Below are 14,072 nucleotides of genomic sequence, written 5' to 3' on the forward strand. Positions count from 1 at the left end.
GGTCGCCGCCCTATGTCAGGGCGAGAATTCCGATGATGACTCCCACGGCGAATCCTCGGATGTAGTCGTCGGTGTCGTTCAGGGCTTCCATGGCCTCGAGTTCCGTGAACTCGAGCGTCGGCGTTGTGGTGTGCATCTTCACCTCCCTTCCGTGTCGCTGCGCGTGCCAGGGATCAGGTCGCCGCGGCTGCGCCGATCCCGATGAGGACCAACGCCCCTATCGCGCCCTGATAGAAGCTCTCCCAACTGGGGGCCTCCATCGTTTCCAGCTCCTGGAACCGGATACTGCTCTCGACTTTCTCGCCCATCTAATTCACCTCCTTCGCAACAGACATCGGAGGTCGGCGATCAGGGCCGACCAGCTCAGAACTCCACCGGGAATCGTGGAGCACGACACGGAAGTCGTCTGCGAGGAGGCCCGGCAGCATCGGGTGGCGTCTTCCCCACGCCCTCTCTGTGGCGACGGAGATGCGGTCGATGTCATCGGGGCTCGGTGTCGGAGCGCGCTCGATTCCCCACCGTTCGATCAGGGCCTCGATGCCCGTCGGCGGGTCCAGCGGTAATGCCATCCCGCCCACGACGTTCACCCAGAAGTCCTGGAGACTCTGCCGGTCTCCCCAGCGCATGTCTCCTGCGCAGATCCGCCGCCAGACCGCGCCGATGACCGCCGCCGTGGCGACGATCTTGCGGACCCCCAGCACGAAGGCGATCTCGTTCGCCGCATACCAGTGGCGCGCGCTGTAGGGGTCCGGCCCCCGCAGCGCCGCGCTGCGCTGGGTCGCCGCGCTGAGTCGAGCGAGACGCATCCTTCCCCCGCGCGAGTCCGGGTCACGGGTGGCGGAATCGAGGACGGCTCTCCCGAGCGCGACGGCGTCTCGGTTCTGCCGCGCGCTCCTCCGCGAGCTCGTCGAGGCGCCCGCTACCCGGAGGAAGGCTTCCAATGCTCCCTCCCGGACGGCGGCGTGCGTCAGCGAAGCCAGATTGCCCGGATCGATGATCGCGTGGCGAGGCCTCAGGGCAAGACCGACGATGAGCCGGTATCCGCTGTCGTTCTTGAGCACTCCGACGCTGTTGGTCTCCGACGAGGTGCCGAGCGTCGTCGGCACGGCGATGATGTCGACGGGTGGCAATGCGTGGGGAAGGAGAGTCAGCGCCGACCTCGACGCATGCCCGATGGCGAAGTCGAACACCCGCCCCCGAGCGAGAGCGAGCGCGGCGATCTTGCTGGCGTCGAGAACGGTTCCGCCGCCGACCGCGACGATGACGCTCGGCGATCGACGCACGATCTGTCGGGCCAGTTCGACGACTGCAGCGACGTCGACCGACGACGCATCGATCTGGATCGTCGTGGTCCGGCGCCCGGACGGGAGGACAACCGTAACCGCCGAATCCACGATCAGGAGGCTCTCTCGGCCGGCCGTGAGGTGCTTCGTCAACCGGCCGGTGGCCCCTTCCCCCTGCCACAGGGTGGGAAGTCGACCGAACTCCGCGGTCATCCCGGCACTCCTCGGGCCAGGCCTGCACGTATGGCCACGTCCACGGCGAGAAGCTCCTCCGCAGTGAATCCGTAGGCCGGGATCAACTCGATGGAGCTGGGGCCCGGTTGCACCAGGACGCCGTTGTCCGCGATCGCGGAGACGACGCGAAGGATGTCGGGCCCAGAGAGCGGGCTCTCGTCCGCGTGGCGGAGCCCGAGTCCCATGAAGCACCCGCGTCCGTTGATCTCCGCGACCACACCGTCCGCCTCCCACTCGGCCGCGAGGCGAAGCAGGTCGATGCCCAGTGCCTGAGCGGTCGACTCCACATCGATGCGGCGCAGTTCCTCGATCACGGCGAGGATCGCCGCCGCACAAGCCGGCGTCCCCGCCTGGGTCTCGCCATGTACGAACGTCCACCCGCCCCGCACGAACTCCGAGGCGACCCGTTCCCCCACCAGGAGCGCCGCCGCACCCATCGCCCCGTTGGTCAGCGCCTTCGAGAGGATGAGGATGTCCGGTGCCGCAGCCCACCTGTCGGTGGCGAACATCGTCCCGGTGCGGCCGAAGCCCGTCGCGACCTCATCGGCGACGATCAGGAAGCCGTACTCCTCGCGCAGTGCGAGCAGACGCTGGACGAACGCCTCAGACAGCGCGTAGGCACCGCTGCCCAGCACGGGTTCGACGACGACCGATGCCACGCGCGCCCCCTCCCGCTGCAGCAGCCGTTCGAGCTCCTCGCCGTCGTCGCTGTGGGATACATGCCGCACCGACCGGCGGTCGACGGCGTAGACGGATTGGAGGAGGTCGTCCCCACTCAGGGCGTGACTGCCGTATGCCGTGCCGTGATAGCTGCCTTTCAGGCCCACGATCAACGAGCGGGACGCGAGCCCCTTCTGCGCCCAGTACTGCCTGCCCAGCTTCATCGCCGCGTCGTTCGCCGCCCCTCCCGAGGTCGAGAAGATGACGCGGCGGTAGCGGACGGGGTCCGCGAGCTCGATCAGCGCTTCGGCCGCGCGCTGCGCGTACTCATGGGGCGCGCGGAACAGCGAGAGATAGGAGGCATCGTGATTCGCCCTGTTGACGGCCTCGACGACCGTCGGGTTGCCGAACCCGAGAGGGACGTTCCAGAGACCGCTCGTCGCGCAGAGACGTGTGGATCCGTCAGCGAACTCGATCCGGTTCCCGGCAGCGCCGACGGCGACGCGCTCCGGTGCGAAGGTCGAGTCCGCGGGGAGCATCGAGGTCCACAGCGCGTGCGGCGATGTCATCCTTCGGCCCCGTTCGTCCCGTCAGCGGATCCGGTACGCCGGCCCGTGTGGACGTTGAGAGCGGTGCGGGCTTGCAGGCACAGGTCACGCGCGTCCGGTGACGATGTGCCCCGCAGCCGGGCCACGCGCTCGGTGGCGATCTCGATCGTGCTCGACGTCTGTATCACCGCGATGACCCGGGCCGTCGATGGCGTGAGCAGCTGGCGGCGCAGGGTCCCGGTGTCTGCGAGCATGAAACCGGCGGCGGTCTCGAGCAGAAACGGATCCGCAGTCAACGGTTCGGCATCCGAGAGGTCGTCGTCGATCGGGAACCAGCCGAATCCCGAGACCCGGGCGGCGCCGTTCTCTGCGCGGAGCATCTTCATGAGGTCCGTCGCCTTGAGGTAGCGTCCGATCCACTCCCGGCTCGCGAGGTCGGCGGCGAACCCATCGCCCGCCGCGACCTCTCCCAGTGCCGCGGCCCGGGGCAGCGGGATGGCGAGAACGGACGGCAGGTCGTCGACGGTGCCGATGATCCGCCCCTGCACGCCGATGCCGACGCTGCCGTCCGCACCCACCCGCAGCGCCTTCGGAGTCTTCCTCTCCCTCGGGCAGTCCAGGGCGTCGCGGTCCGCGAGCAGCACCCGTGGGTCGATCAACGCCGAGGGGAAGACCCCGGTTCGGCGAGCGAGCTCGGCATCCTCGAGGAAGGCCTGCCCGCTGGATGCGTCGAAGAAGCGCACCACGGTGGGACCGACGATCTGGACGAACGCAGCAGCGACATAGTCCTGGAGTTCGACGCCGTGTTCGCCGAGGAACAGCTCGTCACCCGCTTCTCGCAGTGCGCCTCGGTAGCGCACCACGCTGCCGAGACCGTCGTACATCCCACTCTCCACCGGCAGGAGGACCACGTCGTCGCCGCGCGCCACCTTCGCGACATCGGCTGCCGGAGCCCCGCTCTCGAGGAGGAACACTCGCGAGTGTTCCTCCCCCTGCCCGGTGATCCATGCGCGGAGTGCCCGCGCTCCGCTGACTTCCCCTGTTTCCATCCGCTCACCGTCGTGCATCACAGTCCCGCCTGCCCGCCCGCGGCGGGATCGAGGCCGACCACCGCCAATCGGCATCGGACCTCCTGCACCAGGGAGGCGACGCTGCTCGTCCCCCTGCCGAGCTCGGCCGCCAGCAATCCGACCGCCGCGGACTCGTCCGCCGTCGCGATCAGGCATTCCGCCGCGCGTGCGCTGTCGATGCCGAGCCGGATCCCGCGCCGGCTCACGGGATCGATCAGCATCCACTCCTCGCCGTCGCCCGTCAGCAGGTACGGGACGCGTGGTGAGACGACTCCCGGAAGCGCGGCGAGTTCGTCGAGAGCCCGCACGAGGTGTCCGCCGAAGCCGGAGATGGCGGGGCGATTCGGAACTCCCTCCCATCGACGCAGCAGGTCGATCGCGCCGATGTACCGTGCGAACCACGGCCGGTCGTCGAGATCGGCCTCCAGCATCCCGCGGTCGACGACGCGCGCGAACGCCCGCCCTCGGCCGGCGCCTTCTCCTGCGCGGGCCTCGATGTCTGCCCGCCCGTCGCCCACCTCGCCGAGCAGGAGCCCGTCTGGCCCGTCCCTGTACTCGCCTTCCGCCGTGACGTGCACGCGGGGCAGGGCCTCTCCCTCGCGGCCGGAGCCGAGGAATGACGGCAGGGAGTCGAGCAGAACCGTGCTGCTCAGCAGCGGATCGATGAAGATCCCGGAGTCCTTCGCCGTATCGGCATCACTCAGGAACGCGGCCACGCCCGCGGCGTTGCACTGCCGGAAGAGAGTGGGCCCGACGATCGGAAGGAAGGGAGCCGCCACGTACTCGCGGAGTTCGAACGTCTGCCCGCCGTCGAACATGATCCGATCGCCGGGCTCGCGCAGAGCACCGTCGTAGGGGATCACCCGGGAGCCGCTGCTCATGACGACACCGCCCGCGGGAGCGAACACGATGTCGTCGAGGCGGGTCTGGCTCAGCACCGCACCGACGTGGTCACCCGCCTCGACGAAGAACACGGCGCCCGTGACGAGGTTCCGTCTTCCGCTGACGCACTGTTCGAAAGCCGTCGTGGTGCGGTGGCGGTCTCTCGCCGTCGTGATCGAGCTCGCGTCCATGCTCCCCCTCTGGACGCCGCACCCCCAGCGAATGCGATACGTCCTCATATGAGGCTATACAGGTGACGTGTGACGTGCAATATTTCACATCGGTGGACGTTCAGGTCGCGGACCCCAGAGGCCTGTCACGTCGTCGTCCTCGCATCGGATAGGATGGACAGGTTGTTCCCTGGTGACGTGTCCGAGCGGCCGAAGGAGCACGCTTGGAAAGCGTGTGTTGTGCAAGCAACCGCGGGTTCGAATCCCGCCGTCACCGCCAAAAGTGAAAGAGCCTCCGCGCCAGCGGGGGCTCTTTCACTTTTTATCGAGCACCGGGGATTCGGGGAGGAGCGAGCGCAGCGAGCACCGGAGTCCCGCCGTCACCGCCAAAAGTGAAAGAGCCTCCGCGTCAGCGGGGGCTCTTTCACTTCGCCCACGCGATCGTTCGGCGTTCAGTCGTCGAAGCGCACGCCGTAGATCTGTCCGCCGGGCTCGGCCGGGAGACGCGTCATCCCGAGCCGTTCGTAGAAGGCGGCGGCTCCGGTGTTGTTCGGATCGATGCCCAGGTGCAGCCCGCGCACTCCGCGTCGGGTCAGCTCGGCGAACAGCGTTTCGATGAGCTGGCGACCGAGCCCCTGACCCTGGGTCTCGGGAAGCAGGTCGATGTGCAGATGGGCCGGGTGATCCGCGACGTTCGGCTCGATGCCGGCGGCGCGGCTGTAGCCGTAGTCGATCATCCGATCCTCCCGCGTGACCACCTCCGCCGGCCGGGGGTGGCGACCCTCGAGCGTCGGCCACCACTCCTCGCGGAACCAGGTGTAGAAGGCATCGGTGTCGTCGGTCGCGACGATGTAGCCGATCGTGCGCTCGTCATCGCTCTCGACCACCCAGGCGAGGTCGGGATGACGCTCGGCATAGGGGACGGCGAAGAGGTCGCCCCACAGCGAGTCGTCGGAGAGGACGCCGGTCGCATCCGCCCCGGCGTCGGCCGTCTTCACGCAGATCTCATACAGTGCGGCACGATCGGTGGGGCGGTACGGACGGATGCGAGACACGACGACTCCTCTGGGGACGGGTCTTCTCAGCCTATCGGCGCCTCGACCGCCGACTTCTTCTGCTGCACCCACGGGAGCAACCAGGCGGCGAGCACCAGCACCACGCCGGCGCCGACCAGGGCGCCGCCGAGGGTGTCGCTGGCCCAGTGCACCGAGAGGAAGGTGCGCGAGAGCGCCATCGCGAGCACCCACGCCGCGCCGACGATCGCGACCCAGACGCGCGGGAACAGCACCCAGAGCACGAGGGCGATCGTCGCGGCGTTCGCCGTGTGCCCGGAGGGGAACGAGCCGTAGTCGCTCACCACGAGCATGTCGTCGGGCCGCGCCCGCCCGAAGAGCTGCTTGAGCAGTTGCACGCCGGCGGCACTGGCGGCGAAGCAGAGTGCCGCGAACAGCGCGCCACGCCAGCGCCGTGCGAGCACGAGCGCCAGGATCGCCAGCAGCGGCACCCCGAGGATCGCGACCCAGCCGCCGCCGATCCAGTTCAGAACGAGGGCGAAGTCGACCATCCAGTCCGCGCGGACCCCGGCGATCGTCTCGTTCCACCAGTGGTCGAATCCCGGAGTCTGCGGGTAGGCGAACACGACCACGGCGCCCAGGACCGTTGCGAGCGCGAGGAGGCCCACTCCCCACCACAGCAGCATGCGCCTGTTCATCGTCCTATTCTGTCGGACGACACCTGAAGACTCAGGGAGCGAGCATCCCGACGGTGCGCGGGCGCACGACGAACCACAGCGACAGGATGCCGATCGCGGCACAGCCGACCATGACGGACGCCATGGTGGTCGCGGTGATCCCGGCGTCGTGCGAGAGCCAGCCGACGACGGGCGAGATGAGCCCGGCGACGCCGAAGTTCGTCGCGCCGATGATGGATGCCGCGGTTCCCGCGGCCTTCCCGTGGCGGTCGAGCGCCAGCACCTGCACGTTCGGGAATGTGAAGCCACAAGCAGTCATGAAGACGAACAGCGGGATCACCGTGCCCCACAGGCCGAGGCCGAGCTGGTCGGTGACGATGATCGCGACGCCGGCGAGCAGCAACACTGCGGTCGAGTAGGCCATGACCCACTGCGGTCCGAAGCGTGCGGCCAAGCGGGAGGCGGTCTGCACGCCGACGACCACGCCGAGCGAGTTCACGGCGAAGAGCAGACCGTACTGCTGCGCGTCGAGCCCGTGGGTCACCTGGAACAGGAACGGCGATGCCGACAGGTACGAGAACAGACCGGAGAAGGTCATCCCGCCGATGACGAGCACGCCGAGGAACACCCGGTCCGAGAGCACGGAGCGATATCGCTGCAGCATGGTGGCGCCACCGTGACCCTGGCGCCGGGCGACGGGCAGCGTCTCCGGGATGAACAGGATCGTCGACAGCAGCATGACCACGCCGTAGGCCGCGAGCACGCCGAAGATCCCGCGCCACGGCATGAGCGTGAGCAGCCACGATCCGATAAGGGGCGCGATGACCGGTGCCACGCCCGAGACCAGAGCGAGGCGGGAGAGCATGACGACCAGTCGACGCCCGCCGAACAGGTCGCGCACGATCGCCATGGCCACCACGCCGCCGGCCGCGGCACCCACTCCCATCAGCACGCGGGCGACGCTGAGCAGCCCGAGGTCCGGTGCGAAGGCCGCCCCGACGCTCGCGAGCACGTGCAGCGCGGTGACGGCGATCAGCGGCACGCGACGACCGACCTTGTCACTGAGCGGTCCGACCACGAGCTGGCCGAGCGCGAACCCGATCATGGTTCCGGTCAGGGTCAGCTGAATCGCGGCGGCCGTGGTCTGGAAGTCCTGCTCCAGCACCGGGAACGCCGGGAGGTAGAGGTCGATCGTGAAGGGGCCGAGGGCGGTGAGCGCGCCGAGCAGGATGATGTACAGCGTGCGGCGGCCCAGGGAGATGGCATCGCCCGGGTGCAGCATGATCGGCGCGGTGGCAGGGTTCGCGCCGAGGGTGCGGATCGCGCCGGTCGCGGTGGGGATGCGGATGCTCCCCGTCGCGGTGCGCTCGGGCTGCGGGATCCGCGATTCGTCGGCGGCGGAATCCCCCGCCTTCACGACGGGGAGGGAATCAGTGCGGGGAGCGTCGGACACGACGTCCTTCCAGAGTTCAGGGGGTGCAAGGGTCGAATCGATTCGACCGGGGAAGCCCCCATGATACCGCCGCCACGGCCTCGTCCGCCCGCCCACGCGCAGAGCAGAGACGCACCCCCGCGGATGCGAAGGTGCGTCTCTCACGGCCCGGTGCGACGTCAGCGCGAGATGCGGTCGAGTCCCTGCTCGAGGTCGGCGATCAGGTCGCCCGCGTCTTCGATCCCGACGGAGAGGCGCACGATGTTCTCCGGGACCGCGAGCTCGGTGCCGCGCACGGAGGCGTGCGTCATGTCCGGCGGGTATCCGATGAGCGACTCGACGCCACCGAGCGACTCGGCGAGCTGGAACACCGAGGTGCTCTCGACGAAGGCCCGTGCCGCGTCGGCGCCGGCGGCGAGACCGAGCGACAGCATCCCGCCGAAACCGCTCATCTGCTTCGCGGCGATCTCGTGGCCGGGATGCGAGGCCAGTCCCGGGAAGTAGACCTGCGCGAACTCCGGCCGATCCTGCGCCCACTCGGCGATGGCCTGCGCGTTCTCGGAGTGCTGCCGCATCCGCAGCGCCAGGGTCTTGATGCCGCGGGTCGTCAGCCAGGCGTCCAGCGGGGCGGAGACCGCTCCGACCGCGAACTGCTGGAACTTGACCTGATCGAAGAACCGATCATCGCCGAACACGACCGCGCCGCCGAGCACATCCGAGTGCCCGCCCAGGTACTTGGTCGTGGAGTGCACCACCAGGTCGGCGCCGAGCGCGAGCGGCTGCTGCAGCGCCGGCGAGGCGAAGGTGTTGTCCACGACCACGATCAGGCCGGCCGCGTGCGCGATCTCGGCGATCAGAGCGATGTCGACGATCTTCAGGAGCGGATTGCTGGGCGTCTCCAGCCACACGATCTTCGTCTCGGGACGGATCACCGCGCGGAGCGCATCCACGTCGGAGAGCTCGACCGTCGTGGTCTCGATCCCCCACGGTGCGAGGACCCGGGTGAGCAGCCGGTAGGTGCCGCCGTACACGTCGTTGCCGAGCAGGATGTGGTCGCCGGGCTTGAGGATGCCACGCAGCAGCGCATCCTCCGCGGCGAGTCCCGACGCGAACGAGAGCGCGCTCGCGCCCCCTTCGAGGGCCGCGAGCTGGGTCTCGAGCGAGGACCGCGTGGGGTTGCCCGCACGGTTGTACTCGTAGCCCGCACGCAGGCCGCCGACGCTGTCCTGCACATGCGTCGAGGACTGGTAGATCGGCGGGATGATCGCTCCCGTGACGGGGTCGGGCGCTTGTCCTGCGTGGATGGCTCGGGTGGCGAAGGCGTGATCGGACATGCCTCTCAGCCTACGTCCGCCCCTGCGGGGAGGGCCTCCCGGTTACGCCCCGGGTCGGCCGACCTCCCGGCGCCCCTCAGCGCGACAGATACGCCAGCAGGTCCTGACGGGTGAGCACGGTGTGCGGCTTGCCGTCTTCGGTCACCAGCAGCGCGTCGGCATCGGCGAGCGCGGCCTTGGCCTGTGCGACGGAGGTGTGGATGCCGACGAGCGGGAGCCTCTCCCCCACGTGCGCGCCCACGGCATCGGTCGCGTTCGCCTCACCGCGGAACAGCAGGTCGAGCAGCCCCTTCTCATCGACCGTGCCGACCACCTCGCCCATCATGACCGGCGGTTCGGCGCTGAGCACGACCAGCTGCGAGACGTCGTACTCGGTCATCATGCCGATGGCCTCGAGCACGGTGTCGGTCGGGTGGGCGTGCACCAGGTCGGGGATGCCGGCGCCCTGCCGCGACGGACGAGCCGCGAGCACGTCGGCGACGGTCTCCCCGTCCTCCAGCTCGCTGAACCCGTAGGAGCGCATCCATCCGTCGTTGAAGATCTTGCCCAGGTAGCCGCGTCCGCCGTCGGGCAGCAGCACGACCATCACGGCGTCCGCCGGCAGGTCACGCGCGACGCGCAGCGCACCGACGACGGCCATGCCACTCGATCCCCCGACGAGGATGCCCTCCTCGCGGGCGAGGCGCCGGGTCATCGCGAACGCCTCCGCATCGCCGACAGCGACGATCTCGTGCGGCACCGTGGGATCGTATGCACCGGGCCAGATGTCCTCGCCCACGCCCTCGACGAGGTACGGACGGCCGGTGCCGCCGCTGTATACGCTGCCCTCGGGGTCGACGCCGACGATCCGTACTCGACCATCCGAGACCTCCCGCAGGTACCGCCCCGTCCCCGTGATCGTGCCACCCGTGCCCACGCCCGCCACGAAATGCGTGACCTCGCCGTCGGTGTCGCGCCAGATCTCGGGACCCGTGGTCTCGTAGTGACTGCGCGGACCGTTCGGGTTCTCGTACTGGTTCGGCTTGAACGCTCCAGGGATCTCGCGTGTCAACCGGTCGCTCACGCTGTAGTACGACTCCGGGCTGTCGGGGGCGACCGAAGTGGGGGTCACCACGACCTCCGCGCCGTAGGCACGGAGCACGTCGATCTTGTCTTCGCCGACCTTGTCCGGCAGCACGAACACGCACTTGTAGCCCCGCTGCTGGGCGACGAGCGCCAGGCCGACCCCGGTGTTGCCACTGGTGGGCTCGACGATCGTGCCGCCGGGTTTCAGCGCACCCGTCGCCTCGGCCGCGTCGATGATCCGCGCGGCGATGCGATCCTTCGAGGAACCGCCGGGGTTCAGGTACTCGAGCTTCACGAGCACCGTGCACGCGACGCCCTCGGTGACGTGCTGCAGCTTCACGAGGGGCGTGTCGCCGACGAGATCGACGATCGAGTCTGCGTACTTCATGCCTTCAGGGTAGACGCGCGGATGCCGCGGACGGGGATGTGTTTCGACGCCGATCGAACCGAGGGCCGAAAGTCTAAAATGTTACATTTGCCTGATGGCGGGAAAGATCCCAGCGGCGGGCTCACGAAGGAGCAGATCACCATGTTCTCGAAACAGCATCCATTCTGGGCGCGCGCGGCGGGTATCACGACCCTCGGTCTCGTGCTCGGCATCGCGCCGATGATCGCGGCAGATCGGCCCCCGAAAGTCGGAGCCGGGACAGGCACCGAAACCGGCACCGATGCCGGCTCCGGCCCCGAAACCGGCTACGGGCAAGAGGCACCGCTGATCGTGGCTCATCGGGCGGGGACCGCCGACTATCCGGAGAACACCAGGGAGGGCATCCGAGGTTCGCTGGAGGATGGCGCTGACGCGCTCTGGATCACCGTCCAGCTCTCTCGCGACGGCGTGCCCGTGCTGTACCGGCCCATCGGCCTCGACGAGAAGACGAACGGGACGGGGACCGTGGCGGAGAAGACCGTCGCAGAACTGACCGCGCTCAACGCCGGATGGAACTTCCGCCCTCGTGGATCGGAAGAGACGCCGTATCGCGACGACCCGGCCCTTCTCCCGACACTCCGACAGGCTCTGGCGGACATCCCCGCCGACCGCCTGGTGTTCCTCGATCTCAAGCAGGCGGATCCGGTTCCTCTGGCGGACGCGGTCGTCGCCGTTCTCCGCGATGCGGAGCGCACGGAGAACACCGTCATCTACTCCACGGATGCGGCCGCGACCGGTCGAGCCCGTGACGCCGGCGACGTCCAGGTCGCAGAAGACCGCGATGTCACCCGCAAGCGACTCCTCGACATCGCTCTCGCACACGAGTGCGAGCCGCCGCCCGCGGCCGGAACCTGGATGGCCTTCGAGGATCGCCGCAAGATCACCGTCAGTGAGACCTTCACCTCGGGTACCGCGAAGAGCGAGGTGGAAGTCACCCCCTGGGATCGCGAGGCCGTGCGGTGCATCGATCCCACCGACCGTGTGAATCTCATGGCGATCGGAGTCGCGGACGCCGAACGGTATCGAGACCTCGCCCGCGTCGGCGTCGATGCGGTCCTCGTGGACTCGCCCCGCGATGCCGTGAGCTGGAAGTACGGCCACTCCCGCTGACATCGACGACGCCGCGTCGACCTCCTCAGGTCGGCGCGGCGTCGTCGATGAAGCGGATCCGTACCGCTAGCCCTTCGTCGATCCCGCCAGCAGGCCGCGGACGAAGTAGCGCTGCAGTGCGAAGAAGACGATCAGCGGCACGATGATCGACACGAAGGCGCCCGCCGTGAGCAGGTACCAGTCGTTTCCTCTCGTGCCCGTGATCTCGGCCAACAGCTTCGTGATGGGCGCCGCGGCGCCGTCGGCGAACACCAGCGCCACGAGCAGATCGTTCCACACCCACAAGAACTGGAAGATCGCGACAGAAGCGATCGCCGGCATCGTGAGAGGCAGCACCACGCGGAAGAAGATCTGCCCACGGGACGCACCGTCGACGCGCGCGGCCTCGATGATCTCTCCGGGGATCTCCGACATGAAGTTGTGCAGCAGGTAGATCGCCAGGGGGAGAGCGAACATCGAGTGAGCGATCCACACCTGGGCGTAGCCCGAGGAGGCACCGAGCGGGGTCGTGACCTGCAGCCCGAAGAGGTTGATCCCTCGGGAGAACGAGCTCAGCAGTGGCACCAGCGCCATCTGGATCGGCACGATCTGCAGCGCGAACACGAAGATGAACAGCGCGTTGCGCCCCTTGAAGTCGATCCACGCGAACGCATAGGCCGCCATGGACGCGATCATCAGCGGCACGATGGTGGCGGGGATCGTGATCGCGATCGAGTTGACGAACGACTCCAGGATCGTGAGCTGCGTCGTGCCGGACTGGAGCACGTCGACGTAGTTCTCGAGCGTCACCTGCGGGTCGGCGAAGAAGGTCCACCAGCCGGTCGTCTGGATCTGGTCCCTCGGCCGGAACGACGAGATGAACAGCCCGAGCGTCGGAATCGTCCACAAAAACGCGATGACGATGGACGCCACCGACGCCCACGGACGGGACAGGCGCTTGCGGGTGCGACCGGCGGCGCCGTCGAACCCGCCGCCGGTGGTGATCGCGCGCGTGCTGACGGCGGCGTCTGACTTCACGGTGTCGGTCATCGGATCTCCCGCTGCTTCTTGATCTGGCGCGCGTTGTAGATGACGATCGGCAACACCAGGATGAACAGGATGACGGAGAGCGCGGCACTGCGTCCCGCCTCGAACTTCGAGAACTGCGTGTACATCTCGTTCGCGAGGGTCGACGTGCCGTAGTTGCCGGCGGTCATCGTGCGCACGATGTCGAACACCTTCAGCGAGGCGATCGAGATGGTCGTGAGCACCACGATGAGCGCCGGGCGGATCGCAGGGACCGTCACCGAGATGAACCGCTGCCACGCGTTCGCGCCGTCCAGCTCGGCCGCTTCCAGCAGCTCCGCCGGTACGCCCTTGATCGATGCGGACAGCACCACCATCGCGAAACCGGTCTGCACCCAGATCAGCACGACGATCAGGAACAGGTTGTTCCACGGCTCATTGAGCAGCCACTGCTGCGGCGTGCCACCGAACCACACGAGGAGCTGGTTGAGCAGACCGATCTGCTCGTACTGCGGGCCACGGTACTCGTAGATGAATCGCCAGATGATGCTCGCCCCGACGAAGGAGATGGCCATCGGCATGAAGACCAGCACCTTGTAGATCTTCTCGCCCCGGGTGCGATCGATGAACACGGCGTACGCGAGGCCGACGATCGTGGAGACCGTCGGAACCAGGAGCACCCAGATGATCGTGTTGATGACGGCGGTGATGCCGTCGGATTGCGTGAAGATCCAGAGGTAGTTCGACAGGCCGACGAACTCCTTCCCCGAGGAGTTCATGAACGACGAGAACATCGTCTGGATCGACGGCAGGACGAGACCGACGATCAGCAACAGCAGCGCCGGAGCCATGAAGGCCACGAGCTGGATCAGATATCCCGCGCCATCGCGGGAACGGTAGTCGAGCCAGAAGAACAAGGCGCCGACGGCGACGGCGACTCCCATCGCCCAGTAATAGGAGTTGAAGAAGAACATCACCGCGAGCGGGATGAGCAGGCACATCGCCAATCGGACGAACGTGTAGACCTTCCCCCTACGGGGAGCGATGTCCACCAGGAGCAGGATGATCGCCACGACCACCGCGAAGGCGATGACCACGGCGACGGCCTGCAGGACCGGCGGGAGCGAGCCGATCCATTTGAAGAAATTAGTCGCGTTCACGG

General features: G+C 68.1%; 14 protein-coding genes and 1 tRNA gene. 2 read left to right on the top strand and 13 right to left on the bottom strand.

Annotated elements, in window-relative coordinates; genetic code table 11:
* Positions 1-10 precede the first annotated feature (10 nt).
* The 6 genes from mpaA2 to mpaB (ABDC25_RS14460) are packed head-to-tail and all read right to left on the bottom strand — an operon-like array spanning position 11 to position 4,868.
* On the bottom strand, positions 11-136 hold the full coding sequence (gene mpaA2, locus ABDC25_RS14435) for an MpaA2 family daptide-type RiPP (protein ID WP_268741823.1): 126 nt from the start codon (positions 134-136) through the stop codon (positions 11-13).
* Between the two features lie 37 nt (positions 137-173).
* Complete coding sequence (gene mpaA1, locus ABDC25_RS14440; protein ID WP_021199159.1) at positions 174-308, bottom strand: MpaA1 family daptide-type RiPP; 135 nt, start codon at positions 306-308, stop codon at positions 174-176.
* Positions 309-1,496, bottom strand: coding sequence for a daptide-type RiPP biosynthesis dehydogenase (mpaC, locus tag ABDC25_RS14445; protein WP_347123340.1), 1,188 nt, complete (start codon positions 1,494-1,496; stop codon positions 309-311).
* Positions 1,493-2,746, bottom strand: a complete 1,254-nt coding sequence (gene mpaD, locus ABDC25_RS14450) for a daptide-type RiPP biosynthesis aminotransferase (protein ID WP_347123342.1) — start codon at positions 2,744-2,746, stop codon at positions 1,493-1,495. The genes mpaC and mpaD overlap by 4 nt, the downstream gene beginning before the upstream one ends.
* A complete protein-coding gene (mpaB, locus tag ABDC25_RS14455; RefSeq protein WP_347123344.1) occupies positions 2,743-3,774 on the bottom strand; it encodes a daptide biosynthesis RiPP recognition protein in 1,032 nt (343 codons plus the stop codon). The genes mpaD and mpaB (ABDC25_RS14455) overlap by 4 nt, the downstream gene beginning before the upstream one ends.
* Positions 3,775-3,791: 17 nt before the next feature.
* Entirely contained in the window at positions 3,792-4,868 is a 1,077-nt protein-coding gene (gene mpaB, locus ABDC25_RS14460; protein WP_347123346.1) for a daptide biosynthesis RiPP recognition protein, read from the bottom strand.
* Positions 4,869-5,039: 171 nt separating this feature from the next.
* Here mpaB (ABDC25_RS14460) and ABDC25_RS14465 point away from each other — a divergent pair.
* A tRNA-Ser gene (locus ABDC25_RS14465) sits at positions 5,040-5,127 on the top strand.
* A gap of 172 nt (positions 5,128-5,299) precedes the next feature.
* On the opposite strand, the gene ABDC25_RS14470 is transcribed toward ABDC25_RS14465, so the two are convergent.
* From ABDC25_RS14470 to ABDC25_RS14490, 5 genes are all read right to left on the bottom strand, one after another.
* Entirely contained in the window at positions 5,300-5,902 is a 603-nt protein-coding gene (locus ABDC25_RS14470; protein WP_029258736.1) for a GNAT family N-acetyltransferase, read from the bottom strand.
* A gap of 26 nt (positions 5,903-5,928) precedes the next feature.
* Positions 5,929-6,558 carry a phosphatase PAP2 family protein gene (locus tag ABDC25_RS14475; protein ID WP_029258737.1) on the bottom strand — a complete coding sequence of 210 codons (630 nt, stop codon included), beginning with the start codon at positions 6,556-6,558 and terminating at the stop codon, positions 5,929-5,931.
* Positions 6,559-6,589: 31 nt separating this feature from the next.
* Positions 6,590-7,990, bottom strand: a complete 1,401-nt coding sequence (locus ABDC25_RS14480) for a multidrug effflux MFS transporter (RefSeq protein ID WP_029258738.1) — start codon at positions 7,988-7,990, stop codon at positions 6,590-6,592.
* 158 nt (positions 7,991-8,148) lie between these two features.
* Positions 8,149-9,303 (bottom strand): cystathionine gamma-synthase, encoded by a 1,155-nt coding sequence (locus ABDC25_RS14485; RefSeq protein ID WP_347123349.1) that lies wholly within the window; start codon positions 9,301-9,303, stop codon positions 8,149-8,151.
* A gap of 76 nt (positions 9,304-9,379) precedes the next feature.
* Positions 9,380-10,756, bottom strand: a complete 1,377-nt coding sequence (locus tag ABDC25_RS14490; protein ID WP_347123351.1) for a cystathionine beta-synthase — start codon at positions 10,754-10,756, stop codon at positions 9,380-9,382.
* 141 nt (positions 10,757-10,897) lie between these two features.
* On the opposite strand from ABDC25_RS14490, the gene ABDC25_RS14495 reads away from it, so the two are divergent.
* Positions 10,898-11,905 carry a glycerophosphodiester phosphodiesterase family protein gene (locus ABDC25_RS14495; RefSeq protein WP_021199169.1) on the top strand — a complete coding sequence of 336 codons (1,008 nt, stop codon included), beginning with the start codon at positions 10,898-10,900 and terminating at the stop codon, positions 11,903-11,905.
* 66 nt (positions 11,906-11,971) lie between these two features.
* Here ABDC25_RS14495 and ABDC25_RS14500 read toward each other — a convergent pair whose 3' ends face one another.
* Both ABDC25_RS14500 and ABDC25_RS14505 read right to left on the bottom strand, forming a co-directional pair.
* Positions 11,972-12,934: a carbohydrate ABC transporter permease gene (locus tag ABDC25_RS14500; RefSeq protein WP_021199170.1), complete on the bottom strand. Its 963-nt coding sequence runs from the start codon at positions 12,932-12,934 to the stop codon at positions 11,972-11,974.
* Positions 12,931-14,070, bottom strand: a complete 1,140-nt coding sequence (locus tag ABDC25_RS14505; RefSeq protein ID WP_029258742.1) for a sugar ABC transporter permease — start codon at positions 14,068-14,070, stop codon at positions 12,931-12,933. Before ABDC25_RS14505 ends, ABDC25_RS14500 begins: the two co-directional genes overlap by 4 nt.
* Positions 14,071-14,072 lie beyond the last annotated feature (2 nt).

Source organism: Microbacterium sp. SY138 (assembly GCF_039729145.1).
Taxonomy (GTDB): Bacteria; Actinomycetota; Actinomycetes; order Actinomycetales; family Microbacteriaceae; genus Microbacterium; species Microbacterium maritypicum_A.